This window comes from Cellulomonas xylanilytica, assembly GCF_007989805.1.
GTDB lineage: Bacteria > Actinomycetota > Actinomycetes > Actinomycetales > Cellulomonadaceae > Cellulomonas > Cellulomonas xylanilytica.
The window spans coordinates 160872-185701 of the sequence record NZ_BJUB01000002.1 but is presented as its reverse complement, the minus strand read 5'-3'; the positions used below and the strand labels follow the sequence as shown (position 1 = coordinate 185701).

Annotated in this window: 22 protein-coding genes and 1 tRNA gene; 6 read left to right on the top strand and 17 right to left on the bottom strand. The window is 71.8% G+C overall.

Translation table 11 applies throughout. The features are described from left to right. Positions 1-31: 31 nt before the first annotated feature. Together CXY01_RS03720 and CXY01_RS03715 are read right to left on the bottom strand one after the other, a co-directional pair. Positions 32-1339 carry an ABC transporter substrate-binding protein gene (locus CXY01_RS03720; protein ID WP_146925722.1) on the bottom strand — a complete coding sequence of 436 codons (1308 nt, stop codon included), beginning with the start codon at positions 1337-1339 and terminating at the stop codon, positions 32-34. A gap of 227 nt (positions 1340-1566) precedes the next feature. Beyond that, complete coding sequence (locus CXY01_RS03715; RefSeq protein ID WP_146925721.1) at positions 1567-2568, bottom strand: LacI family DNA-binding transcriptional regulator; 1002 nt, start codon at positions 2566-2568, stop codon at positions 1567-1569. A 237-nt stretch (positions 2569-2805) separates the two neighbouring features. Between CXY01_RS03715 and yicI the strand changes: the two genes are divergently transcribed. Both yicI and CXY01_RS03705 read left to right on the top strand, forming a co-directional pair. After that, positions 2806-5100, top strand: a complete 2295-nt coding sequence (gene yicI, locus CXY01_RS03710; RefSeq protein ID WP_146925720.1) for an alpha-xylosidase — start codon at positions 2806-2808, stop codon at positions 5098-5100. A gap of 25 nt (positions 5101-5125) precedes the next feature. Then, positions 5126-6220 (top strand): hypothetical protein, encoded by a 1095-nt coding sequence (locus tag CXY01_RS03705; RefSeq protein ID WP_146925719.1) that lies wholly within the window; start codon positions 5126-5128, stop codon positions 6218-6220. Here the strand turns inward: CXY01_RS03705 and CXY01_RS03700 are convergent. The 7 genes from CXY01_RS03700 to CXY01_RS03670 form a co-directional block, all read right to left on the bottom strand. Beyond that, positions 6217-7059, bottom strand: a complete 843-nt coding sequence (locus tag CXY01_RS03700; protein ID WP_146925718.1) for a hypothetical protein — start codon at positions 7057-7059, stop codon at positions 6217-6219. The genes CXY01_RS03705 and CXY01_RS03700 overlap by 4 nt on opposite strands. Further along, positions 7056-7538 carry a hypothetical protein gene (locus CXY01_RS03695; RefSeq protein ID WP_146925717.1) on the bottom strand — a complete coding sequence of 161 codons (483 nt, stop codon included), beginning with the start codon at positions 7536-7538 and terminating at the stop codon, positions 7056-7058. Before CXY01_RS03695 ends, CXY01_RS03700 begins: the two co-directional genes overlap by 4 nt. A gap of 52 nt (positions 7539-7590) precedes the next feature. Continuing rightward, the gene (locus CXY01_RS03690) at positions 7591-9288 is read right to left on the bottom strand and encodes an ABC transporter ATP-binding protein (RefSeq protein WP_146925716.1); all 1698 of its coding nucleotides are present in this window, start codon (positions 9286-9288) and stop codon (positions 7591-7593) included. Then, entirely contained in the window at positions 9285-10394 is a 1110-nt protein-coding gene (locus tag CXY01_RS03685; protein ID WP_146925715.1) for an ABC transporter permease, read from the bottom strand. Before CXY01_RS03685 ends, CXY01_RS03690 begins: the two co-directional genes overlap by 4 nt. A 1-nt stretch (position 10395) precedes the next feature. Next, entirely contained in the window at positions 10396-11508 is a 1113-nt protein-coding gene (locus CXY01_RS03680; protein WP_146925714.1) for an ABC transporter permease, read from the bottom strand. A 98-nt stretch (positions 11509-11606) separates the two neighbouring features. Further along, complete coding sequence (locus CXY01_RS03675; protein WP_146925713.1) at positions 11607-13256, bottom strand: ABC transporter substrate-binding protein; 1650 nt, start codon at positions 13254-13256, stop codon at positions 11607-11609. 140 nt (positions 13257-13396) lie between these two features. Further along, the gene (locus CXY01_RS03670; protein ID WP_186813285.1) at positions 13397-14620 is read right to left on the bottom strand and encodes a cation:proton antiporter; all 1224 of its coding nucleotides are present in this window, start codon (positions 14618-14620) and stop codon (positions 13397-13399) included. Positions 14621-14714: 94 nt separating this feature from the next. Between CXY01_RS03670 and CXY01_RS03665 the strand changes: the two genes are divergently transcribed. Continuing rightward, on the top strand, positions 14715-15635 hold the full coding sequence (locus CXY01_RS03665) for an aldose 1-epimerase family protein (RefSeq protein WP_146925711.1): 921 nt from the start codon (positions 14715-14717) through the stop codon (positions 15633-15635). 16 nt (positions 15636-15651) lie between these two features. On the opposite strand, the gene CXY01_RS03660 is transcribed toward CXY01_RS03665, so the two are convergent. From CXY01_RS03660 to CXY01_RS03640, 5 genes are all read right to left on the bottom strand, one after another. Further along, a complete protein-coding gene (locus CXY01_RS03660; RefSeq protein WP_146925710.1) occupies positions 15652-16599 on the bottom strand; it encodes a DUF808 domain-containing protein in 948 nt (315 codons plus the stop codon). Positions 16600-16656: 57 nt separating this feature from the next. After that, a complete protein-coding gene (locus CXY01_RS03655; protein WP_146925709.1) occupies positions 16657-17220 on the bottom strand; it encodes a YqgE/AlgH family protein in 564 nt (187 codons plus the stop codon). Further along, the gene (locus CXY01_RS03650) at positions 17217-17786 is read right to left on the bottom strand and encodes a GNAT family N-acetyltransferase (protein WP_146925708.1); all 570 of its coding nucleotides are present in this window, start codon (positions 17784-17786) and stop codon (positions 17217-17219) included. Before CXY01_RS03650 ends, CXY01_RS03655 begins: the two co-directional genes overlap by 4 nt. 22 nt (positions 17787-17808) lie before the next feature. Further along, positions 17809-18042, bottom strand: a complete 234-nt coding sequence (locus tag CXY01_RS03645; protein ID WP_146925707.1) for a DUF7455 domain-containing protein — start codon at positions 18040-18042, stop codon at positions 17809-17811. A 126-nt stretch (positions 18043-18168) separates the two neighbouring features. Further along, entirely contained in the window at positions 18169-19254 is a 1086-nt protein-coding gene (locus tag CXY01_RS03640; RefSeq protein ID WP_146925706.1) for a substrate-binding domain-containing protein, read from the bottom strand. A gap of 139 nt (positions 19255-19393) precedes the next feature. Here CXY01_RS03640 and CXY01_RS03635 point away from each other — a divergent pair, with 139 nt between their 5' ends. After that, on the top strand, positions 19394-20593 hold the full coding sequence (locus tag CXY01_RS03635) for a glycoside hydrolase family 76 protein (RefSeq protein WP_146925705.1): 1200 nt from the start codon (positions 19394-19396) through the stop codon (positions 20591-20593). A 60-nt stretch (positions 20594-20653) separates the two neighbouring features. Here CXY01_RS03635 and CXY01_RS03630 read toward each other — a convergent pair. Both CXY01_RS03630 and CXY01_RS03625 read right to left on the bottom strand, forming a co-directional pair. Then, a tRNA-Lys gene (locus CXY01_RS03630) sits at positions 20654-20726 on the bottom strand. A 190-nt stretch (positions 20727-20916) separates the two neighbouring features. Further along, on the bottom strand, positions 20917-21303 hold the full coding sequence (locus tag CXY01_RS03625) for a DUF4406 domain-containing protein (RefSeq protein WP_246125006.1): 387 nt from the start codon (positions 21301-21303) through the stop codon (positions 20917-20919). 44 nt (positions 21304-21347) lie between these two features. On the opposite strand from CXY01_RS03625, the gene CXY01_RS03620 reads away from it, so the two are divergent. Continuing rightward, positions 21348-22103 carry a DeoR/GlpR family DNA-binding transcription regulator gene (locus tag CXY01_RS03620; RefSeq protein ID WP_146925704.1) on the top strand — a complete coding sequence of 252 codons (756 nt, stop codon included), beginning with the start codon at positions 21348-21350 and terminating at the stop codon, positions 22101-22103. A gap of 15 nt (positions 22104-22118) precedes the next feature. On the opposite strand, the gene CXY01_RS03615 is transcribed toward CXY01_RS03620, so the two are convergent. Then, positions 22119-24089 carry an Ig-like domain-containing protein gene (locus tag CXY01_RS03615; protein ID WP_146925703.1) on the bottom strand — a complete coding sequence of 657 codons (1971 nt, stop codon included), beginning with the start codon at positions 24087-24089 and terminating at the stop codon, positions 22119-22121. Between the two features lie 205 nt (positions 24090-24294). Between CXY01_RS03615 and CXY01_RS03610 the strand changes: the two genes are divergently transcribed. Next, the gene (locus tag CXY01_RS03610) at positions 24295-24810 is read left to right on the top strand and encodes a hypothetical protein (RefSeq protein WP_222594479.1); all 516 of its coding nucleotides are present in this window, start codon (positions 24295-24297) and stop codon (positions 24808-24810) included. The last annotated feature ends 20 nt before the right edge of the window (positions 24811-24830 follow it).

Genomic DNA, 24830 nt, shown 5'->3' with positions numbered 1-24830 from the left:
CGCCCCGTGGACGCCCCGGCCGCGACCGTCCTCATTCGCTGACGTCGAACCCGGTGGTCTTCATGTCCTCGACGACGACCTTCTGGGTCTCCGTGAGGGCCTCCCGCAGTGGTGTCCCGTTCTGCACGGCCTTCGCCATCGCGTCCTGGAACGCCGACTGGGCGACGTTGACGTTCGGGCCCCACGAGATGTTCGGGATCGTGTCCGCGGCGATCGTCGAGGCGAGCTCCCAGAAGTCGGTCTGCTGCGGCATGAGGAGCGGCGGCGCGGAGGTCTCCGCCTTCGTCTGGCCCAGGGTCGAGGCCGGGTACTGGCCCGTCTCGAGCTGGATGGCGGCGCCCTCGTCGGTGGAGTTGATCCAGGCCGCGAACTCGGCGGCCTCCTTCGGGTGCTTGGAGGAGGTCGTCACGACGACGGCCGAGCCGCCCTGGTAGGCCACTGCGGTGTCACCGGGGGTCCACTGCGGCAGCGGCGCCATGGCCCACTGGCCCGCCATGCCCTCGGCGACGCCGTAGATGACGCCGGGTGCCCACAGCGCGGACGGCCACGACAGCACCTGGCCAGCGTTGACCTCCTGGTTCCACTGCGGGGTGAGCAGGTCCTCGACCTTGATCAGGTCGTTGTCGATGAGGTCCTGCCAGTAGTCGGCGACCTCCTGCGACGCCTCGTCGTCGATGCCGACGGTCCACTGGTCGCCGTCGACGGACCACCACTGCGCACCTGCCTGCTGCGCCATGCCGGCGAAGAAGCCGAACTCGGAGGTGTTGAACGTCGCCAGGTAGGCGTTGGGGTCGGCGGCACGGACCGCGGCTGCGGCAGTCTTGAACTCGGCCCACGTGGTCGGCACCGGGACGCCGAGCTCGTCGAGCCGGGCCTGGTTGTAGACGAACGCCATGGGGCCGACGTCCTGCGGCACGCCGTAGATGGCGTCGTTGAACGTCGTCAGGCCCCAGGTCGCGTCCGTGAAGCTCGACTTCAGGTCGTCGTCGACGTACTCGGTGATGTCGGCGGCGACGTCTCCGACGATCATCGCGGGCAGCGTCTGGTACTCGACGACGGCCACGTCGGGCGCGTTGTCGGCCCGGGTGGCGGTGAGCAGCTTGGCGGAGGAGTCGCTGCCGCCGCCGGCGTCGGTGTGCTTCACCTGGATGTCGGGGTGGGCCTTGTTCCAGGCGTCGACCATCGGGTCCTGCGCCGTTCCCCACGCCCAGTACTCGAGCGTGACGGGCCCGTCGGCGGCCTCGTCCTCGGAGCCGGAGGAGCTGCCGCCGGAGCAGCCGGCGAGCAGCGCGCCTGCGGCGACCAGGGCGCTGGTGGCGGCGAACACTCTCGAACGCATGTTTCACATCTCCCTTGACGTGGTACCGGTGCCGGGATCGGGGGACCCCGCGAAGCGAAGCGCTTCGATGACTGATGCGCGCCATCGTGTGCCTCGTCCGGGCTGCCTGTCAACACGTGCGCCGGAATTGTTTCTGGCGCGGGAGCGTGGGTGCGTCAGCTCGGCAGTGGTGATTTCGAAGCGCTTCGATATACGGATCCCGAAGGGGCGCCGAGCGTGAGCGCAGGTCAGCGGGGCGGTGCGACGCTGCCGTGCGGCGTGAGCGTGGGCGCCACCAGCCGGGTCTCCCCGGGGCTGTCCTGCTGCAGCCGGGCCATCGCCATCTGTACGGCGATCCCGCCGATGTCGTGGCCCGGCACGGTGATCGAGTCCACCGGGTGCCGCAGGCCCTCCGCGATGTTCGCGGCGTTGATGGCGACCACCGACATCCCGGCCGGGACCGGCCGGCCGGCACGGTCCAGGGCGTCCACCACGCCGGCCAGCGCTGCCTCGTTGTGCACGACCAGGCCGGTGACGCCGGGGTCCTCCGCGAGGAGCTGGTCGACCGCGTCGACGCCGCCCGCGTAGGTGGGCTCGCACGGCAGGACGTGCACCTCGAGCCCGCTGCGGGCGGCCTGCTCGACGACCCCGTCGCGCATGCGGACCGCGTAGTTGGCTCTCCGCTCGAACCGCTCCCGGGATGCGCCGATGAGCGCCACTCGGCGGTGACCTGCATCGATGAGGGTGCGAGTGGCCAGCCGGCCCGCGGCGGCGAAGTCGAGGTCGACGCAGGCCAGGCCCGAGGTGTCCTCGGGCACGCCGATCAGCACCGCAGGCCGGTCCAGGGCGCGCAGGGACGGCAGGCGCGGGTCCTCGGACTCGACGTCCATGACGATGACGGCGTCCGCGAGCGACCGCGCGGCCACGCGGTCGATCTCCTGGATGTCCTCCTGGGTGAGCAGCAGCACGTCGTGGTCGAACGCCCGGGCCGCGGTGACCACGCCGGCGACGAACTCCATGATGATCGCGACGTTGATCCCCGGCCGGAACGGCACCATCAGCGCGATGACGTTGCTCCGCGCCGACGCGAGCGCCTGGGCGCCGGCGTGCGGGTGGAACGCGAGCTCGCGGATCGCCCGCTCGACCCGCTCCCGGGTGGGCTGCGAGATCGGTCGCTTGCCGCTGATCACGTAGCTCACGGTCGACAGGGACACCCCGGCCGCCCGGGCCACATCGCCGATGGTCGCCATCGCGCAAGGTTAGCGCCCTCGGTCGGGGCGCGAGGAAGAATGACGCTCGGGCGCATTCATGAGCGCTTTTCTGGCGAGGTGGCGGCCGACGGTGCGCAGGCGCTGGGCGGGACGTCGGCCGTGCCGTAGGCTCCTCGCAGGCGAAGCGCTTCGACGATGTGCGCTCCCCTGGGCACCGGCCCGACGAGGGGCCGGACCGCGGCGGAGGAACGATCCCGCAGGACCGAGAGGACGACGATGAAGTTCACCGACGGCTACTGGCAGACCCTGCCGGGCATGAGTGTCCTGCACCCGCGTGACGTGGCCGACGTCGTCGTGGGGGACGCCGAGGTGCGGGTCTACGCCCCGACCGCGCCGCAGCGCCGCCGCGGCGACTCCCTCAACCGTCCGCTGGTCTCCGTGGCGTTCGACAGCCCGATGGACGACGTGATCCGGGTGCGCATCGAGCACCACAGCGGTGGCGTCGACCGGGGCCCGCACTTCGACGTGGCCACGGGCCCGGCGGACGTCAAGGTGACCGGTCCGGAGGCCGGGTCCGTCACGCTCCGGTCCGGTGGCCTGAGCGCCCGGATCGGCACGGGGGGGCCGTGGGACGTGACGTTCGAGGCGGACGGCCGGGTGCTCACCTCGTCCACGCCGCGGTCGGTGGGGATCGCCACCGACGCGGCAGGCCGCACGTACGTCCACGAGCAGCTGACGCTCGGGGTCCGCGAGCACGTCTACGGGCTGGGGGAGCGGTTCGGCGCCTTCGTGAAGAACGGCCAGTCGGTCGACATCTGGAACGCCGACGGCGGCACGGCCAGCGAGCAGGCATACAAGAACGTGCCGTTCTACCTGTCCGACGCGGGCTACGGCGTGTTCGTCGACCACCCCGGCCGCGTCTCGTTCGAGGTCGGCTCCGAGGTGGTCAGCCGGACGCAGTTCTCCGTCCCGGGCGAGTCGCTGCAGTACTACGTGATCCACGGGCCGACGCCCAAGGACGTGCTGCGGCGCTACACCGCCCTGACGGGCCGCCCGGCGCTGCCGCCCGCGTGGTCGTACGGGCTCTGGCTCTCGACCTCGTTCACCACCAGCTACGACGAGGAGACCGTCACGTCCTTCGTGGACGGGATGGCCGACCGGGACCTCCCGCTGAGCGTCTTCCACTTCGACTGCTTCTGGATGCGGGCGTACCACTGGACCGACTTCACGTGGGACCCCGCCACCTTCCCGGACCCGCAGGGGATGCTCGACCGGCTCAAGGCCAAGGGCCTGAAGATCTGCGTCTGGATCAACCCGTACATCGCGCAGCGCTCCGCCCTCTTCGAGGAGGGCCGTGCCGGGGGCTTCCTGGTGAGGCGCGCCGACGGGTCGGTCTGGCAGACCGACCTGTGGCAGGCCGGCATGGGGCTCGTCGACTTCACGAACCCGGCCGCGGTCGCCTGGTACCAGGGGCACCTGCGCCGGCTCGTCGGCCAGGGCGTGGACGCCTTCAAGACCGACTTCGGGGAGCGGATCCCGACGGACGTCGTGTGGCACGACGGCTCCGACCCGGAGCGGATGCACAACTACTACACGCAGCTCTACAACCGCGCGGTCTTCGACCTGCTGGAGGACGAGCTCGGTCCCGGCGAGGCCGTGCTGTTCGCGCGGTCCGCGACGGCGGGCGGCCAGCAGTTCCCGGTGCACTGGGGCGGCGACTGCGAGTCGACGTTCGTCTCGATGGCGGAGTCGCTGCGCGGCGGGCTGTCGCTGGCGTCGTCGGGCTTCGGCTTCTGGAGCCACGACATCGGCGGGTTCGAGGGGACGCCGGACCCGGCGGTGTTCAAGCGGTGGCTGGCGTTCGGGCTGCTGTCGTCGCACAGCCGCCTGCACGGCTCCAGCTCCTACCGGGTGCCGTGGGCGTTCGACGAGGAAGCCGTCGAGGTGACGCGGAGGTTCACGACGCTGAAGCACCAGCTCATGCCGTACCTGGCGGCGGCCGGCGTCGAGGCCCACCAGGAGGGGGTCCCGGTGATGCGGCCGATGGTGCTGGAGTTCCCCGACGACCCCGGCGCGGCGACCGTCGACACCCAGTACATGCTCGGGCCCGACCTGCTGGTCGCTCCCGTGTTCACCGCCGCGGGCGACGTGGACGTCTACGTGCCCGCAGGCACGTGGACGTCCCTGCTCAGCGGTGCACAGGTCAGCGGCCCGCGCTGGGTCCGCGAGCGGCACGGCTTCGACTCCGTGCCGCTGTACGTCCGGCCGGGCACGGTGCTGGCGCAGGGGGCCCGCACCGACCGGCCGGACTACGACTGGGCCGACGGCGTCACGCTGCGCCACTTCGACCTGCCCGAGGGCCACCGGTCGGTCACCACCGTGCCCGCGGTCGGCGAGCAGCCGACCGCGACGTTCGTGGTGACGCGCACCGGTCAGCAGGTCCGGGTGGAGGCGCGGGGCACGAGCGCGCCGTGGGCGGTGCAGGTCGAGCCGATGGGCGACCGGGCGGCTCAGGGCGTGACCGTGCCGGCCGGGACGGGCGAGGTCACCCTGGAACTTCGTCGGGACTGACCCCGCCCGCCCCTACAGTGCGCGTATGACGGACGCGGGCACGGTCGACTGGGCGGTGTTCGTGCTGGTGGTGGGGCTCCGGCTCGTGGTGCCGCTGTTCATCCCGCGGTTCCCGCTGCCGGCCATCCTCGCGGCGCTGGTCATCGACGGCGTCGACAAGTCGATCTTCGCCGCGTTCACCGGGCTGCCGCTCGACAACTACCAGTCGTACGACAAGGCCCTGGACATCTACTACCTGACCATCGCGTACCTGTCGGTGCTGCGGAACTGGCGCAACCCGTTCGCGGTGGGGGTGGCGGCGTTCCTCTGGTACTACCGGCTGGTGGGGGTGCTGCTGTTCGAGCTCACCGACGCCCGCTGGCTGCTCATGGTGTTCCCGAACACGTTCGAGTACTTCGTCATCGCGATCGAGGTGGTCCGGACGCGCTGGGACGCCGCCCGCCTGAGCCGGGCGGCGTTCCTCTGGACGGCGGGCCTGATCTGGGTCGTCATCAAGCTGCCGCAGGAGTGGTGGATCCACGTCGCGCAGCTCGACTTCACCGACGAGTTCGGGGAGCTGGTCGACGCGTACCCGTGGGTCTGGGGTGTGCTCGCGGTTCTCGCGGTGGTGCTCGTCGTCGTCGGCCGACGGGTGGTCCGGCGGCTCCCGCCCGCGGACTGGCCGTTCACGGTCGACGCGGACGCGGTGGCCCGGCGGGTCGGCTGGGTGCCGCGCGGTCCCGTGGCCGTCGCGCCGCGGGGGGTCGGGCACCTGGCCGAGAAGGTCGCGCTGGCGGGTCTGGTCACGGCGGTCCTGTTCGAGTCGTACCCGCTGACGGAGGGGCGGCTGTCCGTGGTGGTGCTCGTCGTGGCGGGGACGGTGCTGGTCCACGCGGCGCTGGCGCTGTGGCGGGCGCGCGCGTCGCTGGCGGTCGAGGTGGTGGTCAACACGGTCATCAGCGTGGTCGCGATGCTCGTCTTCGCGGCGTTCGCGACCGGTCAACGAGGACTGGTGTCGGTCGGCGACGTGCTGCTGTTCGCGTACGTGGTCGCCCTCGTCGTCACGCTCTACGACCGCTACACGGCCAGGCGCGAGGCATGCGCCGACGCGCGGGGCGACCTGCAGGTCGCGCGGGGCTAGGTGGTCGCGGCGGGCGGGGGGACGTACCGCGCGAGGTCCTGCGTCAAGGCGCGGGTGCCCACGACGGAGAGGCACGCCAGCAACGCGACGAGGAGCACCGACGCCAGCGGTGCCGTCGCGGCGGGAAGCAGGAGGAGGTCCGGCAGCGCAGCGGCCGCGAACGACGGCGCGCCGCCACCACCGCCGTAGGCGACCGCCCACGAGGACTGCCACCCGACCCAGGTCAGCAAGGTCGCGGGCACCACGAAGGCGGCGGCCCACGGGGACGGCCGCCGACGGTCGGTCAGCACCAGGGCGCCGATGACCAGCACGAGGACCAGGGAGACGGTCCGCACGGCCGCGGACGCCGTCGGCTGGGTGGGGAGAAGCACATACGGACCGCCCAGGGACGACACCCAGATCGGGACGGTGAGCACGGCGGCCCCGACGGCGAGGACGCGGACCGGGACACGCGTGCTCGCGTCCTCCGCGGTGGCGACCAGCCCGATCCCCGCCAGGGCCCAGAGGTTCACGAGCAGGACGGGGACGACGATCCCGATGACGCCGTGCCCGGGAGGCGCCGGCGCCTCCTCCGGGGCGTAGGCGAACCAGGCGGTCGACGCCGGCCGGGACCACCACCAGCTGGTCAGGAGCACCGCGGGGATCCCGAGGAGCAGGCTCAGACGGGCGGCGGACGGGCGACGCCGCACGACGACGGCCGCCAGGGCGACGACGAGGACCAGGCTCGGGGCCTGGCTGCCGTCGACGAGGAGGGCAGCGACGACCGCCAGGAGTCCGGCGGATGCCGCGAGGACGCGCGCGACGCGGTCGGCGACGCGGGGCGGCGAGGAGCTGGTCACGGGCTCTCCGCAGGTTCCTGGTGGCGAGCACCCGGCGCGGCTCGGCGTGGGACGACCCCCAGCACCGCGAGCGTCCACGTGAGGACCACCAGCAGGGACAGCGCGACCGAGACCGCGAACCACGGGGACGTGAACGCGGGTGGCGGGTCCTGGCCGGCGGAGCCGGTCATGGCGACCAGGTAGCTGCCGCCGCCCTCCGTGCGCCACCAGACCCAGGTCAGGGCCAGGGCCGGGACCGCGTAGAACGCGGCGACCCGCCGGCCGCGCCACCACGTCAGCCCTCCGAGCAGCACGACGGCCACCACGGCGGACACGCGCACGGCGGTGACCCCGGGGGGCACCGCCGCCGCGACCATGAAGACTCCGTCGGCGGTGGTGACGTGACCCGGGGGTGCCCAGAGCGGGATCGTCGCGAGGGCAGCAAGGACCGCGAGCACGCGCACCGGGCGCGAGCGAACCTGCTGGTCAGCGGGGGGCACCCCGCCACGCTAGGAGCGGGCCGGTCCACCCGGGGGTGAACCGGCCCGACGTTCACCCGTGCGCGCGCAGGTTCCTCCACGTCTCACGGCGGGCCGCCTGCTCCACCGGGTCCGGCACCGGCAGGGACGCCAGCAGGCGCTGGGTGTACGGGTGCTTCGGTGCGCCCAGCACCTCGTCGCCCGTGCCCTCCTCCACCAGCACGCCACGGTGCAGGACCGCGATCCGGTGCGCCAGCAGGTCGACGACGGCCAGGTCGTGGCTGATGAACAGGCACGCGAAGCCCAGCTCGGCCTGCAGGCGGGCGAACAGGTCGAGCACCCGGGCCTGCACGGAGACGTCGAGCGCGCTCGTCGGCTCGTCGGCGATGAGCAGCTCCGGGCCCAGGATGAGGGCCCGGGCCAGGCTGGCGCGCTGCCGCTGCCCGCCCGACAGCTCGTGCGGGAACCGGTCGCCGAACGCCTTGGGCAGCTGGACGGCCTCCATGAGCTCGTCGACCCGCGGGCGGGCCTCGTCCGGGTTCGGGGCGAGACCGTGCACGACCATGGGCTCCGCGACGCACTGCGCGATGGTGAGCAGCGGGTTGAAGCTGGTCGCGGGGTCCTGGAAGACGAACCCGATGCGCTTGCGGACCGGGCGGAAGACCTTCTCCTTGACGTCGAGCATCTCGACGCCGTGGACCTTCAGCGACCCCCCGCTCACGGGCGTCAGCCCGGCGATGGCCCGGCCGATCGTCGTCTTGCCGCTGCCCGACTCGCCCACCAGGCCGAGCACCTCGCCGGGCCGGATCGCCAGGTTCACGCCGTCGACGGCCGTGAACGCGGGCTGCCGCAGGCGGCCCGGGTAGACGATCCGCAGGTCGGACGCCTCGACGACCGGCGTCGCCGACTCGTCGACCGCCATCGGCTCGAGCTCGTCGGCCACGCGCACGCGGTCCCGCAGCCGCCGCCCGCCGACCCGCGGAACGGCGTCCAGCAGCCGCTGCGTGTAGGGGTGCTGCGGGGACGAGAACAGGGTGCGGACCTCGGCCTGCTCGACGATCTCGCCGTTGAACATGACCGCCACCCGGTCGGCCAGGTCCGCGACGACCCCCATGTTGTGCGTGATCAGCACGATCGCGGAGCCGAAGTCCCGGGGGAGGCTGCGCAGCAGGTCGAGGATCTCGGCCTGGACGGTGACGTCCAGGGCCGTGGTCGGCTCGTCGGCGATGATCAGGCCCGGGTCGAGGACCAGCGCCTGGGCGATGACGATGCGCTGCTTCTGGCCGCCCGAGAACTGGTGCGGGTAGTGGTCGACGCGGTGCTCGGGGTCCGGGATGCCGACCAGCCGCAGGATCTCGATGGCGCGGGCGCGGGCGTCCTTGTCGGAGATCCTGCTGTGCGCCTTGAGGCCCTCGGCGATCTGCCAGCCGACCGGGAAGACCGGGTTGAGCGCGGTGGACGGCTCCTGGAAGACCATCGCGGCGTCCCGGCCCCGCACGTCGCGCAGGTCGTTGCCGCGCAGCGTGACGATGTCGTGCGTGGCGGACCCGTCCTTGCGGGTGAGCAGCACCGCGCCGCTGGTCAGCGCGGTCTCGGGCAGCAGGCCCAGGATCGTGCGGGCGGTGACCGTCTTGCCGGAGCCGGACTCGCCGACGATCGCGAGCACCTCCCCGGCGGCGACCTGGAGCGTGACGCCCTCGACCGCCCGGACGGTGCCGGAGTCGGTGGCGAACGAGACGCGCAGGTCGGTGATGTCGACGACGTTGGTCATGAGCGAGGTCCGTTCTCGTCGAACAGGTCGGAAGGTCCCTCGAGCTCGTCGATGCTCTCGACACCGGGGACGCGGTCGGTGGCGACGCCGCCGGGCACGGCCGTGACCGGGCTCAGGGCGGCGGCCTTGGCGGCCCGGCGGGTGCGCAGGCGCGGGTCGGCGAGGTCGTTGAGCGACTCGCCGACGAGGGTGGCTCCCAGCACGGTGAGCACGATGGCGACGCCCGGGGGCACCGCGGTCCACCAGATGCCGCTGGTCACGTCGGACAGCGACTTCGACAGGTCGTAGCCCCAGTCCGCCGCTGCGGTCGGCTCGATGCCGAACCCGAGGAAGCCGAGGCCCGCCAGCGTGAGCACGGCCTCGGAGCAGTTGAGCGTGAGGATCAACGGCAGGGTCCGCGTCGAGTTGCGCAGGACGTGGCGGCCCATGATCCGCAGGTGGCCCGCGCCGATCACGCGGGCGGACTCCACGAACGCCTCGGCCTTGACGCGCACCACCTCGGCGCGCACCACGCGGAAGTACTGCGGGATCATCACGACGCTGAGCGAGATGGCCGCGGCCATGACCCCGCCCCACATCGAGGACTGACCGCCGCTGATCACGATGGCCACGACGATGGCGAGCAGCAGGGACGGGAACGCGAAGAGCGCGTCGGCGATGACGACGAGCACCCGGTCGACCCAGCCGCCGAAGTAGCCCGACACCAGCCCGAGCGCGACGCCCGCGAAGATCGAGAGCGTGACCGCGACGATGATCACGAGGATCGCCGGCCGGGCGCCCCAGATGGTGCGGGACAGCACGTCGTAGCCGCCGACCGTGGTGCCCAGCAGGTTCTCGGCCGAGGGCGGCTGCTGCGAGCCGAAGTTCACGTCACCGGAGCTCAGCTGCGCGTACCCGTAGGGCGCCAGCAGCGGCGCGAACACGGCCGTGACGACGAAGACGAGGACCAGGACGAGGCCGGTGACCAGCATCGTGCGCTGCAGGCCGACGCTCGTGCGGACGTGGCGCACGACGGGCAGGCGCTTCCAGAGCGAGGTGTGCTCGGGCGTCGGCGGGGCGGCGTGCGCGACGGCGAGCCCGACCTCGGGAAGGGATGTGTCAGTCATGTCAGTACCTGATCCTCGGGTCGACGAGCGCGGCGATGACGTCGACGACGAAGTTCGTCAGCGCCACCACCACGGCGAGCAGGACCACCAGGCCCTGCACGGCGACGAAGTCGCGGGCCAGCAGGTACTGGACCAGCTGGAAGCCGAGGCCCTTCCACTCGAAGGTCTTCTCGGTCAGGACGGCGCCGGACAGCAGCAGCGCGACCTGGAGGCCGATCACGGTGATGATCGGGACGAGCGCGGGGCGCCAGGCGTGCTGGCGCAGCAGGCGGCGCTCGTTGACGCCGCGGGACCGGGCCGCCTCGACGTACCCGGTGGACAGCGTGCCGATGACGTTGGTGCGGACCAGCCGCAGGAAGATGCCGCCGGTCAGCAGCCCGAGCGCGAGGGCGGGCAGGATCGCGTGCTCGAGCACGTCGAGGACCACCGCCGGGTCGCCGGTGGCGATCGCGTCGACGATGAACAGGCCCGTGCCGGCGCCGTTGCGCTGGATCTCGATCTGCGCGTCGGTCGAGGCGCGTCCGGCGACGGGGAGCCAGCCCAGCCACACCGAGAAGATCAGCTTGAGCAGGATGCCGGCGAAGAACACGGGCGTCGCGTAGGCCAGGATCCCGGTGATGCGCAGCGACGCGTCGACCCCCTTGTCCCGGCGGGCCGCGGCGATGCGGCCGAGCGGGATGCCGACGAGGAGCGCGACGAGCAGCGCGTAGAACGCCAGCTCGAGGGTCGCCGCGCCGTAGGTCATGACGACCTCGGTGACCGGGCGGTTGTCCGAGATGGTCGTGCCGAAGTCGCCGCGGAAGATGTTGCCCAGGTACTCGAGGTACTGCACGAGGATCGGCCGGTCGTAGCCCGCCTCGGCGATCCGCTCGTCCAGCTGGGCGCGCGTCAGGCGGCCACCCAGCGACGCGGTGATGGGGTCACCCGTCGCCCGCATGAGGACGAAGACGGTGGTGACCAGGATGAAGATCGTGGGGAAGATCAGCAGGAACCGCACCAGCAGGTAGCTGCCGAGGTGTCCCCCCGATCGCCTGCTCTTCGCGGCCGGGGTCGCCGGCGTGGTGGGCTCCGGCGGCGCGACGCCGGTGGGCGCTCCGGTGGTGGTGGAGGTCATGGGTTCCTGCCTTGTCGATGACGTGCCGTACGGACGTGCCGGACGGCCCCGCCCCCCGAGTGTGCTGGGGGACGGGACCGTCGGCCTGCTGTACGCGATCAGCCGTTGGCGAGCGCGCCGTAGCGGAACTTGAACGACGCGTCGAGGGTGTCCTCGGTGCCCGTCACGTCCTTGCCGACGACGGCCACCTGGGCGCCCTGCAGGTACGGGACCGTGGAGAGGTCCTGCGCCACGGCGTCCTGGATGTCCTCGATGAGGCCCGTGCGGGCGGCGGGGTCGGCCGTCGTCGCCTGCTCGAGGATCATGTCGTTCACCGTCGTGTTGTCGTAGTGGTTCCCGAGGAAGTTCTCCGTGAGGAAGAACGGCGTCAGGTAGTTGTCGGCGTCCGAGTAGTCCGGGAACCAGCCGAGCTGGTACGCGGGGTAGACGTCGGCGGTGCGGTCCTTGGAGTACTGCACCCACTCCGTGGTCTGCAGGTCGACCGCGAAGAGGCCGTCCTTCTCCAGCTGGTCCTTGATCAGCGCGTACTCGTCGGCCGACGACGGACCGTAGTGGTCGTTCGAGTACTGCAGGCTCAGCGCGACGGGGGTGGTGACGCCGGCCGCCTCCAGGGTGGCCTTCGCCTTGGCGGCGTCGGGGCCGCCGTCGCCGTCGCCGTAGAGACCCTTCAGGGACTCGGTGGCGCCGGTCAAGCCGTCCGGCACGTAGGAGTACAGGGGCGTGTAGGTGCCCTTGTAGACCTGCTCCGACAGCGGTGCCCGGTCGATCAGGTGGGCCACGGCCTGGCGGACCGCGAGGGCCTTCGCCGGGTCGGCGCCGTCGGCCTTGGTGCCGAACGGCTGCGTGTCGAAGTTGAACGTGATGTAGCGGATCTCCCCGCCGGGACCGTCGACGACCTTGACGTTGTCGCTGGTCTTGAGGTCGGCGATGTCCGTGGCCGAGAGGCTGCGGAACGCGACGTCGATGTTGCCCTCCTGGATGTCCAGCTTGAGGTTCGACGAGTCCGCGTAGTACTTGACGTTGACCTCGGCGGTCTCGGCCGGGGGCAGGACACCCGCGTAGTCGGGGTTGGCCTCGTAGGAGATCAGCTCGTTGAAGGCGTAGCTCGTGATCGTGTACTGACCACCGAAGGCGTTGCCGTCGACGATCTCGTTGTCGGGGGTCAGCTCGGTGGCCGAGAAGACCTCCTCGTCGACGATCGGGCCCGCGGGGCTGGACAGGATCTGCGGGAAGATCTGGTCGTTCTCCGACTTCAGGTGGAAGACCACCGTGGTGTCGTCGACGGCGTCCACGCTCTCCAGGTTGTACAGCAGCGACGACGGGCCGTTGTCGGCCGCGATCGCCACCTGGCGGTCGAACGTGAACTTCACGTCCGACGCCGTCAGGTCGTTGCCGTTGGCCCACTTCAGGTCCGGCTTGAGCGTCACCGTGTACTCGGTGGGCGCGGTGAACTCGGCGGAGACCGCGATGTCGGGCTCGACGTCGGGGCTGCCGTAGGGCGTGTTCATGAGGAACGGGAAGACCTGGTTCTGCACGGCGAACGAGCCGTTGTCGTACGAGCCGGCCGGATCCAGCGTGGTGACCTTGTCGGTGGTCCCGATGGTCAGCGCGCCTGCGGCGGAGGTGCTGCCGGCGTCGCCGCCCTCGTCGTCGTTGCCGCCCGAGCAGGCGGTCAGGACGAGAGCGGTGGCTGCGAGGCCCGCGGTCGCCGCGATGACGCGGCGACGGTGTGGTGCGAGGGAGGACATGCGCTACCTCTTCTGTCAGGGCCGCGGGCGCGCGTCGAAGCGGGCCCGTCGGCTGTTTCTCAGTGGGCTATGGGTAGCACACCGATGCGTCACGCATGTCGAGGGTCTTACCGGGAAGTAACATCCATATCTCGGGATGGTCACGATCGTCCGGAGATTGTTCGCGGCACGCCGTCCTCGTCGATCGGCTCGACCTCGGTGGCTCGCACTCCCAGCAGGCGTGCGACCAGCGGACCTGTGCTCCCGTAGACGATCGCGGTGAGCAGCACGACGCCGAAGACGACCGGCACGAGCTCGGGGAACGGCTCCCCGGCGTCATCGAACTGCAACGCGAAGACGCTCGCCGTGGACGCCGCCACGATGCCTCGCGGCGCCATCCAGGCGACCATCGCCCGCTCCGGCCGGGACAGCGCGGTGCGCATCGTGGCGAGCCCGGCGGCCAGGGGCCGGACGCCCAGCACCAGGAACGCGAGCAGGACGAGCGTGGCCGGCAGGAACCGGACGAGGGCGTCGAGGTCGATGCGGGCGGCGAGGACGATGAAGAGCGAGCCGATCAGGAGCATGCCCACGTGACTGCCGAACTCGTGCAGCGCGTCCAGGCGCACCCACGGCTGGTTGGCCAGTGCGACCCCGAGGGCCGTCGTCGCCCACAGACCGGACTCCTCCCCGACGGACTCCGCCACCGCGAACGCGGTGAGCGCGACCGCGACCCCGAGCGCGACGTGGGTGGCCGGCGGCACGCGGCCGGAGCGGACGATCAGCAGGTAGGCCGCGGCGCACACGATTCCGGTGACGATGCCGACGAGGGCCGTCATGCCCAGCCCGGTGCCGCTCTTGTGCAGCGCGAGGTGCACCATGCTCAGCGCGACGGTCGCGCCGATCGGGTCGATGAAGATGCCCTCGAACGCCAGCACCGACTCGAGCGGCTGCTTGGGCCGGATCACCGCGAGCAGGGGACCGACGACCGTCGGCCCGGAGACGATGAGGATCGCCCCGATGACCGCCGCGCGGCTGAAGGGCAGCCCGAACACCCACTGCGCGAGCAGCGTGGTGCAGATCCCGGTGACGATGGCGCCGGTGGTGACCAGCCCGAGGACGGGACGCCGTGCGCCGCCGTGCAGCCGCGAGAAGTCGAGCTTGAGGGACTCCTCGAACAGCAGCAGCCCCACGGCCATGGAGACCAGCGGGAACAGGGCGTCGCCCAGCAGCGCGTCCGGGTCCACCCAGCCGAGGACGGGACCGGCCAGCAGACCGAGCGCGAGCAGCACGATGATCGACGGGACCCGCACCGCGTGGCCGAGGAGCTGGCCCAGCACGCCGAGCAGGACGATGGCGGCGATGCCGGCGGTGAACCCGAGCTCCATGCCCGCCATTGTGTCGGGCCACCACGCGCTCGTCGTCGGCTACGTTGGCGCGTGTCCTGATCAGGGGCATGAACGGCGCAGACGAGGAGACACCATGCGGGGCACGCCACCGTCCGGGAGGCAGTACCGCATCATGGCTGCCGGCCACGAGGCGGTCGTCACCCAGGTCGGTGCCGGGCTGCGCGAGTGCACGTTCGACGGGCGCCCGGTGCTCGACGGCTACGACGAGGCCGAGCGCGCGCCCGACGGCCGGGGGCAGGTGCTCGCGCCCTTCCCCAACCGCATCGCTGACGGCAGGTACACGTTCGGCGGCCGCACGTGCCAGGTCGCGATGGACGAGCCGGAGCGTGGCAACGCGATCCACGGGATGGTCCGCTGGCTCGACTGGACCGAGGTGTCCTTCACCGAGCACGACGTCGTGCTGGCCTGCGTGCTGCGCCCGCAGCCGGGGTTCGCGTGGGAGCTGACGCTGCAGGTGGGGTACCACCTCGACCGGCACGGACTGACCGTCGCCTCGTCCGCCACCAACACCGGCACCGAGCCCGCCCCGTTCGGGATGGGCTTCCACCCGTACCTCGGCCTCGGCGCACCCGTCGACGGGCTCGAGCTGCTGGTCCCCGCGCGCACCCACTCCCCGGTCCCGGCCGACCGCGACCGGCGGCCCGAGCCGGTCGGCGTGACGGGCACCGATCTCGACTTCCGCTCCGCGCGGGCCGTGGGTCCGACCGTGCTGGACACCGTGTTCGGTGACCTAGTCCGGGGTGCCGACGGGCGTGCCGTCGTCCGCCTGACCGACCCGGTGAGCGCCGACGGCGTCCAGCTGTGGGTCGACGAGTCGTTCCCGTACGTCATGGTCTACTCCGCCGACGGGGTGCTCCCCGTCGAGCGGCAACGGCGCTCCCTGGCCGTCGAGCCCATGACCTGCCCGCCCCACGCGTTCCGGTCCGGCGCCGACGTCGTGACGCTCGCACCGGGGGAGTCCTGGTCGGGCACGTGGGGGCTGGCCGCGGGCTGACCGTGAGCAGCGCCGGTCAGTGCGCGGGCTCGGCCTTCCGGCGCTTCGGGATGACGTGCATGATCGCGACGACCACGGCACCGACCACGAGCCCGACCAGCGCGGAGCCCAGGGTGTCGATGAGCCAGGACAGCAGGCCGCCCACACCCGGGACGCCGACGACGGCCTCCTCCAGGTGGTGCAGCAGGTCGATCGGGGCGTGCCAGCCGAGCTCGTCGACCCCCGCCAGGAGGATGTGCCCACCGACCCACAGCATCGCGACGATGCCGACCGTCGACAGCACCGACAGCACCTTCGGCATCGCCAGGACGAGCCCACGGCCGATCCCGGCGACCGCACCGTTGCGCCGCTGCGCGAGGTGCAGGCCGATGTCGTCCATCTTCACGATGAGCGCGACCACCCCGTAGACGAGCACGGTGATCGCCAGCGCGACGACCGCCAGGATGATCGTGCGGGACAGGAACGGCTCGTCGGCCACCTCGTTGAGGGCGATCACCATGATCTCGGCGGACAGGATGAAGTCCGTGCGGATCGCTCCGCGCACCATCGACTTCTCGGTGTCCTCGCCCTGGACGGCCACCGGGGTGGTCGTGTGCTCCTTGGCGTGCCCGGTGATCAGCTCGTAGATCTTCTCGGCACCCTCGTACGCCAGGTACGTGCCGCCGACCATGAGGATCGGGGTCAGAAGCCACGGCAGGAACTGGCTGAGCAGCAGCGCGGCCGGGAGGATGAACAGCAGCTTGTTGCGCAGCGACCCGACGGCGATCTTGCGGACGATCGGCAGCTCGCGCTGCGGCTGGAACCCGTGGACGTACCGCGGCGTCACGGCCGTGTCGTCGATGACGACGCCCGCCGCCTTCGCGCTCGCCCGTCCCGCCGCCGCGCCCACGTCGTCGACCGACGCCGCAGCGAGCTTCGCCAGCGCGGCGATGTCGTCCAGTAGCGCGGCCAGACCGCCAGCCATCAGTTCTCCCTCGTCGGTGGTGCCAGGTGCTCGGGTGATCCTGGCACAGCGAGCGCCTCAGTTCAGGCTGGCGTCCTCCGCGAACGTCGACACGATCGCCAGGTCGCCGCCCTGGCGCCGCAGCACGCGGCGCCACAGCTGGTGGGGCTCGGACGTGAGCACGTCGTCCGGGACGGCGTCGACCACATACCAGGCGCGCTCCGCCAGCTCGTCCTCGAGCTGCCCGGCACCCCACCCGGCGTGCCCGGCGAACACCCGGACGCCACCGACGTGCGGCGCCACGGCCGTGGGGTCCGCGTCCAGGTCGACCAGGCCGAACCGGCCCGTCAGGCGGTCGACCTCCGGCGACTGCCCGACGCCGCGGGGGAGCACCGCCACGCCCATCGCGCCGTCGAGGCCGACCGGGCCGCCGTGGAACAGCCGCGGAGGTTCGCTGACGTGGTCCTGCCAGTCGGGCAGCACGACCCCGACGTCCACCGTCGACGGGCGGTTGAGGACCACCCCGATCGCGCCGTCCGGGCCGTGGTCGAGCAGCAGGAGGACGGTGCGGTGGAAGGTGGGCTCCCGCAGCCGCGGGGTCGCGACGAGCAGCCGGCCGCGCAGCGCCGCGTCGTCGGTCACCGGGCCAGCTCCCGTCGCATGATCACGCGGGGCCGGCCGCCGCTGTGCCCGGTCGTCTCCGACGCCTGGCTGAACCCTGCCGCCTGGAACAGGCGGCTCGTCCCGACGTACCCGGAGATGACGTCGACCCGCTCGTCGCCGTCGACCGTGACGGGGTACCCCTCGACCACCTCGGCGCCGTGCGCGGCGGCGTGCGCGACCGCCCCCTCCAGCAGCTCGTGCATGAGCCCGCGGCGCCGGAACGGCGGCCGGACGACGAAGCAGACGATGCTCCAGGCGTCGCGGTCGTCGACGAACGGGATGGTCCGCGAGCTCATCAGCCGGCGGTAGGTGCTCCGCGGGGCCACCGAGCACCAGCCCGCCACCTCACCGTCCACGTACGCCAGCACCCCCGGGCCCGGCTCGGCGGAGCACTCGTCGCGCATGTACTGGGCGCGGCCGTCGTTGGGCACGCGGCTGTCGCGGAACGCCATGCACCAGCAGCCGGCGCCGCCCGGCTTCTTCACGCCGACGACCTCGTAGAAGTCGTCGTACCGCCCGACGGCGGAGTGCACCTCGATGGCCATCCACCCAGGCTACGGAAACGTGTCAGACGCGCTCGGGGGCCTGCTCGCCGATCCGGTGCCGCTCGTCCTGGATCGTCGCGCCGGCCGCGACGAGCTTGAGCTCGTGGGCGCGGAAGTGGTGGCCGCAGAACAGCAGCTCCATCCCGTCCGCCGTGGGGATCGTCGCCTTCACGAACGCCTGCGCGCCGCAGCGGTCGCAGCGGTCCTGCCGCGTGAGCGCGGTCGTGGCGTGGTTGATGGTGGTGGCGGTCGTCATGGGGGCAGACCTCGTCTCCGTGGGTTGATCGTGTGCTGCCCATCCGAACCGCCGCCCCGGCGGGACCATTCCGGATCGGCTGTTCGCCCAGGGGAGAACCGCCGGGGACAGCCGCTGACCTGCGGATCAGCGCGCCGCCGTCGTCTCGCCGGGCACCAGGGTGGTCGGCAGGACCGTCTTGACGATCGCCCCCGGCTCGGCGAGCTGGGCGAGCACCCCGGACAGGGCGGCACGGCCCAGGCCCGGCTCGTCCTGCGACACGTGCGTGAACACCTGCGCGGCGTCGTCGTAGGCGTTGTCGGGGGAGTCGAGCGAGACGATCGAGACGTCCTGCGGCACCCGCATCCCGAGCTCGAGGCACGCCCGGCGCAGCAGCAGGCTGACGGAGTACTCCCCGCCGACGAACCCGGTCAGCTCGGGGGTCGCCTTGACGAACTCCTTGAGCGCGGAGACGTCGTCGTCCATCGAGGCCGTCGCGTGGGGAACGGTCGAGCGGACGTCGCGGAACTCGTGGCGCGGGTCGAACGCGTAGCCGCGGGCGGCGTGCGCGAACACGAAGCCGGAGTGCCGGTCGTCGAGGGAGGAGACGTGCCCGGCGGAGGTCACCAGCCCGATGTCACGGTGCCCGAGCGCGAACAGGTGCTCGGCCGCCTGCCGCCCGGCTCCCACGTGGTCCGAGCAGACCGTCGAGATGGGCAGGCCCACCAGCAGGCGGTCGAGGATGACCAGCGGGTGCTTCTGGTGCACGAGCTCGAGGATCGCGGGCGGGATCCAGTCGGACGACGACGGCAGCAGGATGAGCCCGTCGAGGCCCTCGTACTGCGCGATGAGCTGCTGCTCGCGGTCGTGGTGGCCCTCGGTCCGCGACAGGGTCACGTTCGCGACGCCGATGCTCGCGTCGAGCAGCCCGTGCAGCACGCGGGTGCCGAAGCTGTCGTCGAAGTTGGTCAGGATGGCGCCGATCGTCGGCAGGGCCCGCGGCGCCGACCGGGTGGGGACGGCGCTCACGACCACCGACCCGATCCGCGGGCGGCGCTCGATGTAGCCGGCGTCGTGCAGCAGCGCGAGCGCGTGCTTGATGGTGATCACCGAGACGCCGAACGAGCCGGCGAGCTCGCCCTGCGTCGGCAGCTTGTGGCCGACCTCCAGCTCGCCGGCCTCGATGCGCGCACGCAGCGTCTCGAACACCTGCGTGTACAGCGTCGAGTCCACGTCCGGCTCCTGTGCTCACGGGCCTCGCGTCCGGGCCGTCAGTGGATATCTAGCACACCTTGTATTCCTCCAGATGCTGGATATATTGAGAACCGCTCGAACATGCTCAGAACGGATCCTTTGCGACGGAGTGGGAGCAATGAAGCTGACACGACTGATCCAGACCACGGCGCTCGTCACGGGCGCGGCGCTGGCCGTGACCATGGGGGCGGTCCCCGCGGTGGCCGGCCCGGGCCACGAGAACAGCCCCGGCCAGCCGCGGAACGCGGCACGCGCCATCGCCGCCTACGAGGCGATGCAGGAGCACCTCTACGTCGACGACGGCTCGGGCCTGTACCTCGAGCGCACCGAGCCGACGGCGGAGGACCGGCAGTACTCGTTCGAGTGGCCGTTCTCCCAGGCGCACATCGCCACCCTCGACCTGACCGGCCTGCCCGGCCGCGCCGGGCGCGAGTTCCGCGACGACCTCGCCGACCGCAAGGTGGGCCAGGAGCGCTACTGGAACGAGACCGGCGGCAGCACCGGGCTGCCCGGCTACGACTCGTACGTCCGCGCCCCCTACGGCCAGGGCGGCGACATGTTCTACGACGACAACGAGTGGGTCGCGCTCGCCAAGGTGCAGGAGTACCTGCAGACCGGCGACGACGCCGCGCTCGACCGGGCCAAGGAGATCTTCGCGCTGGTCGAGTCCGGCTGGGACGAGGACCCCACGCACCCCTCGCCCGGCGGCGTCTACTGGACGCAGGCCCCCTGGAGCCAGGACCGCAACACGGTCTCCACGTTCCCCGGGGCGCAGCTGGCCACCCGCCTCTACCTGATCACCGGCGACGAGTCGTACCTCGACTGGGCCAAGCGCAGCGTCGAGTGGGTCGAGGGCACCCTGCTGGCCCCGAACGGCCTGTTCTGGGACAACATCAAGCTCGACGGCAGCATCGACAGGACCCAGTGGTCGTACAACCAGGGCACGCCGATCGGCACCTACACCCTGCTCTACCAGGCCACGGGCGACGCGACCTACCTCGACAAGGCCACGGCCCTGGCCGAGGCGTCGCTGGCGTTCTACTCCGAGGGGACCCGGCTGGAGGACCAGCCGATCTTCTTCAACTCGATCTACTTCAAGAACCTGATGCTGCTCGAGTCGGTGACCGGCGGGCACACCTACCGGGACGCCCAGCAGGCGTACGCCGACCACTTGTGGCGCGACGTCCGTGATCCCGAGACCGACCTGTTCCTGGTCCTCGACGAGTCCGACTCCACCACCCTGCTCGACCAGTCCGCCGCCGTGCAGATCTTCGCCACCCTGGCGTGGCCGCGAGGTCTCGCCTCGACCCTGTACTGAGCACGGACAGCGACGGCCGACGCATCACGCGTCGGCCGTCGTCATGTCGTGTGTGCCCGGTGGGCCCCGTGGGGATCGAACCCACAACCCGCGGATTAAAAGTCCGCTGCTCTGCCAATTGAGCTAGAGGCCCGGAGAGACGGGGAGAGTCGGTGGGGGAACCCCGGGACGAATCCCGTGTGGTTCGGGTACCACCGAGTGGCCCATCGCCTTCGACGGAGACCCTACGACACGCCGGTCCAAGGGCGCCCAGGTCGTGCGCGGCACTGTCGGGCTCCTGCCCGACGAACTCGCTCAGCACAGGGACGTGGCCCGCCGCCGCCTCAGCCGGGCAGTTCCTCGGCGACGAAGCCGGGGATGTCCTCGACGCGGTGATAGACCGGAAGCCCACGTTCTTGCGCGATCTTGACGTCCTGGTCGGCGCCGGTCGACTCTCCCTCCAGCCGGAGGACCGCGTCACAGTGCTGCAGCAGGCGCTCGGCGGTCGGGTACATGACCTCCTGCGCGAGCGGGCTGAGCGGACCGGCGGCTCCCGCGCTGCTGAGCACCGGGAGCGCCACCCACTCGCCGATCATCGGGAGGTGGCCGCTGCGGAAGACGGGCCACGCGGCCTCCTCGAGCCGTTCGAGGTTCTGCGCCATGAGGTCGGGGTCGTCGCCTGTGCCGGAGCGGTACGGGCCGGCGATGAGGATCATCAGTGGTCGGGTCATGTGCAGTAGTATGCACGAGTCGGAAGAAACAAGGGAGAACGTGCATGCTCGCCGCTCAGCGCAAGGAGCTCCTGCTCGACCGGTTGCGGGTCGACGGGCGGCTCGTGGCCAAGGACCTGGCATCGGAGCTGGACACGTCGGAGGACACCATCCGTCGTGACCTGCGCGAGCTCGCCGACGCCGGCCTCTGCCAGCGCGTGTACGGCGGTGCGATACCGATGCCGCTGGCCGCTGCGAGCTACGCGCGGCGGCAGGAGATCGCGACGACGAGCAAGCACCGCGTGGCCCTGGCCTGCGTGGGTCTCATCGAGCCGGGGAGCACCGTGATCCTCGACGGAGGGACGACGGCGCTCGAGGTCGCTCGGCTGCTCCCGCGTGACGTCGACGTCACCGTGATCACCCACAGCCCGACGATCGCCGTCTCGCTCGTCGACCACCCCGCCGAGGTGTTCATCCTGGGTGGCCGGCTGTTCAAGCACTCGGTCGTGGCGTCCGGCGCGGCCGCGGCCGAGGCGGCGGCGCAGGTCACCGCAGACCTGTTCCTGATGGGCGTCACCGGCGTGCGGCCCGACACCGGCCTGACGACGGGCGACGTCGACGAGGCAGCGATGAAGCGCGCGCTCTCGCGCCGGGCGGCCCGGACGTGGGTGATGGCGAGCGAGGAGAAGATCGGTGCGGCGTCGCCGTTCCCGGTCCTCCGCCTCGACGAGGTGGCGGGGATCGTCAGCGACGCGGAGCCGACGAACGCCGTCCTCGCCGAGCTCGAGGGTGCCGGTGTCGAGGTGCTCCGCGCCCGGTGAGCGGACCCTCGCCCGTCAGAACTTGCCTCGCAGCGAGCCCCGCCCCGGCTGGTACGGGGTGACGCTGAACGGGACGGTCGCACTCGTCGACGCCTGGTGCGTGGCCGAGCCCAGGTACTTCGCCGACACGGCGTAGGAACCGGAGGCCCACACGGGACCGTTCCAGGTCGCCCGGCCCGCCACGAGGGTCAGGGTCGTGAGCTTCGTGGCGCCGCGGTACAGGTCGACGGTGCCGGTCGCGGTGGCGACGCCGGTCGGCGACCCCACGATGACGGTGACCCGGGGCGTGGCGCCGTAGGGGACGTTGGGGGCCAGCACCGTGGGGGTCGTCACGGCCTTGTCGACCGTGACCGACCCGGTGGCGCTCGAGGGCAGGTGGGTTGTCGAGCCCAGGTAGCTCGCGGTCACCGGGTAGGTGCCCGGCGCCTTCACGGGGCCGGTCCAGGCCGCGGACCCGCCGGTCAGCGTGACGGACGCGAGCTTCGTCGCGCCGGAGAAGACGTCGACGACGCCGCCGTCCGGCACGCCCTGCACGGACACCCGGCCGGTCAGGCGGGCCCCGTACCGGACGTTCGGGTTGGACAGGGCCGTGACGCTGGGAACCCGTGCGTCCTTGCCGACCGTGATCGCGACGGTCGCGGAGCTCGGGGACAGCGCGGTGACGGCCACGCTGAACCGGTTCGGCGTCGCGGCGAAGGTGGTGCCGGCCGCGTGGGTCGCCCGGTACCGGATGCCGTCGAACGACGACAGGGTCGTCAGCTCGGAACCGTCGACACGGGTGACGTGCACCCCGGGCGAGTACACGGAGACCCGGCCGCTCGCGGAGAGCGTGCCCCCGGTGGTGTAGAACGTCCCGGCGTCCGCGCCTGCCCCCGCCCGGTACTCGACGAAGTAGCGGGCGCCGTTCGCCGGGTCCGTGAACTCCACCGACGTCACGCCCGTGAGGCTGGTCGACGGGCTCAGCGTGTGAACCGTCGTGGTCGGCTGTGCCGTCCAGGGCAGCGTGGTACGCCGCAGGTCGCGACCGGGCAGCAGGAGCTGCTCCTGGAAGCCGGCCTCGAGCGTCGCCGGTGTGTAGGAGCCGATGCGGGCGGACATCGGCCCGAACGCCCCGAAGTACTCCCCGATGACGGGGGCCGTCGTCGGGGTGACGTACTCGAGGTCCGCGTGGCCGAGGCTGACGTTGTGCCCGAGCTCGTGCGCGACGGTGGACCAGTAGGGTCCGTCGGCGATCTGGACGCGGCCGCCGCTGGCCAGGGAGCCGCCGACCGCGGCGATGCCGATGTACGGGTACGTGGTGCAGCCCGACGGCGAGTACACGATGAGGTGGTTGCCGTTCGAGAACGAGACGCCCGGGAACAGTGCTCCCGCCCGCTGCCAGAGGGACGCGTAGTTGGACGCGCAGCTGCCGTCGAGGACGAGCGTGGCGCGTGCGGCGATGTCGAACGACGAGATCGCGCCCTTCGCCTCGCGGACCCAGTAGTCGGCGGCCGCGGTCGTCATCTGGTCGGCCTGGGCGGTGGTGATGTCGCCGCCGATGGTCGCGTCGGCGATGACGACGACGTACGCGTGGTGGGCGCTCGCGGGCTGCGACGTCACGGCGGCGGCGACGTCGGTGCCGGGCTCCGTCAGGGTGGCCGACAGGACGTCCCGGGTGCCTTCCGCGTCCGGTGCGGAGACGCTCGCGACGATGGTGGTGCCCGCGTCGAAGTCCGTGTACGCCGCAGGCAGGTCCACCGGCACCAGCTGGCCGGCGGGCGTCTCGATGAGGAACTCCTCGCCGTGGACCTCGCCCGGCAGGGTCGGCTGCACGTCGTTGGAGACGCGGACCAGCTCGCCGGAGAGCGTCGTGGTGTCCGCGGCCACCGAGGGCACCGTGGCTGCGAGGGTCAGCGCGAGCGAGCCGGCCGCGGCGAGCGCGATCCCGCGCCGGTGGTGCCTCGTCGGGGGTGCTGGGGTGGGACGTCTCCGCGGGACGAAAGGCACGAGCAGGTCTCCTCGGTCGACGTGGCACAGCTTCACGGCTCTATCGGCACCGGCGAGGTCGTGGTGAAGTCCTGAGCCGGCGCGTTCTTGCCCGAAGTGTGCAGGTCAAGACACCCACCACGTCCGCGGTGTCCAGCATTGCCGGTGCCACCATGGTCGGCGTGCTCCTGAACCAGCGCGTCGCCGACGGGATCCGCAGCGGTAGGTGACCCTGGCGTTCCGACGGTGGTCGCGACCGCGCGTCACGCCGGGTGGCTCGTTCCTGTCGTCGGTCGGTGTGGTCCGGGTGGGGGCCGTCGACGAGGTCGGTGGTGCGACGCCGGACGAGGCGCGCGCGGCGGGTGCGTCGACGGTGGACGAGGTGGTCGGTGGACGGACGGAGCTGCCGCTGTACCGGATCGAGCTGTCGTGGGGCGGCCCGGACCCGCGCGACGCGCTCTCCGCCGACACGTCGTTCACCGCGGACCAGCGGGCGCAGCTGGCGGCGACGCTCGCCCGGTGGGACGCGCGCTCGCCGTGGACGCGGCAGACCCTCGAGCTGATCCGGGACCGCCCGGCCACCCGGGCGCCCGACCTCGCCGCATCGGTGGGCCGGGAGACGGCGCCGTTCAAGCGCGACGTCCGCCGGCTGAAGGAGCTGGGCCTGACGCACAGCCTGGAGGTGGGCTACCGGCTCTCGCCGCGCGGGCAGGCCTATCTGGAGGGTCCGGTCGCTCCCTGAGGAGCGCGCCGTCGCGTGCA

Coding starts and splice junctions, on each gene's coding strand:
- CXY01_RS03720 (WP_146925722.1), bottom strand. CDS start 1,339: ATGCGTTCGAGAGTGTTCGCCGCCACCAGCGCCCTGGTCGCCGCAGGC.
- CXY01_RS03715 (WP_146925721.1), bottom strand. CDS start 2,568: ATGGCGACCATCGGCGATGTGGCCCGGGCGGCCGGGGTGTCCCTGTCG.
- yicI (WP_146925720.1), top strand. CDS start 2,806: ATGAAGTTCACCGACGGCTACTGGCAGACCCTGCCGGGCATGAGTGTC.
- CXY01_RS03705 (WP_146925719.1), top strand. CDS start 5,126: ATGACGGACGCGGGCACGGTCGACTGGGCGGTGTTCGTGCTGGTGGTG.
- CXY01_RS03690 (WP_146925716.1), bottom strand. CDS start 9,288: ATGACCAACGTCGTCGACATCACCGACCTGCGCGTCTCGTTCGCCACC.
- CXY01_RS03685 (WP_146925715.1), bottom strand. CDS start 10,394: ATGACTGACACATCCCTTCCCGAGGTCGGGCTCGCCGTCGCGCACGCC.
- CXY01_RS03680 (WP_146925714.1), bottom strand. CDS start 11,508: ATGACCTCCACCACCACCGGAGCGCCCACCGGCGTCGCGCCGCCGGAG.
- CXY01_RS03675 (WP_146925713.1), bottom strand. CDS start 13,256: ATGTCCTCCCTCGCACCACACCGTCGCCGCGTCATCGCGGCGACCGCG.
- CXY01_RS03670 (WP_186813285.1), bottom strand. CDS start 14,620: ATGGAGCTCGGGTTCACCGCCGGCATCGCCGCCATCGTCCTGCTCGGC.
- CXY01_RS03665 (WP_146925711.1), top strand. CDS start 14,715: ATGCGGGGCACGCCACCGTCCGGGAGGCAGTACCGCATCATGGCTGCC.
- CXY01_RS03660 (WP_146925710.1), bottom strand. CDS start 16,599: ATGGCTGGCGGTCTGGCCGCGCTACTGGACGACATCGCCGCGCTGGCG.
- CXY01_RS03650 (WP_146925708.1), bottom strand. CDS start 17,786: ATGGCCATCGAGGTGCACTCCGCCGTCGGGCGGTACGACGACTTCTAC.
- CXY01_RS03645 (WP_146925707.1), bottom strand. CDS start 18,042: ATGACGACCGCCACCACCATCAACCACGCCACGACCGCGCTCACGCGG.
- CXY01_RS03635 (WP_146925705.1), top strand. CDS start 19,394: ATGAAGCTGACACGACTGATCCAGACCACGGCGCTCGTCACGGGCGCG.
- CXY01_RS03625 (WP_246125006.1), bottom strand. CDS start 21,303: ATGACCCGACCACTGATGATCCTCATCGCCGGCCCGTACCGCTCCGGC.
- CXY01_RS03620 (WP_146925704.1), top strand. CDS start 21,348: ATGCTCGCCGCTCAGCGCAAGGAGCTCCTGCTCGACCGGTTGCGGGTC.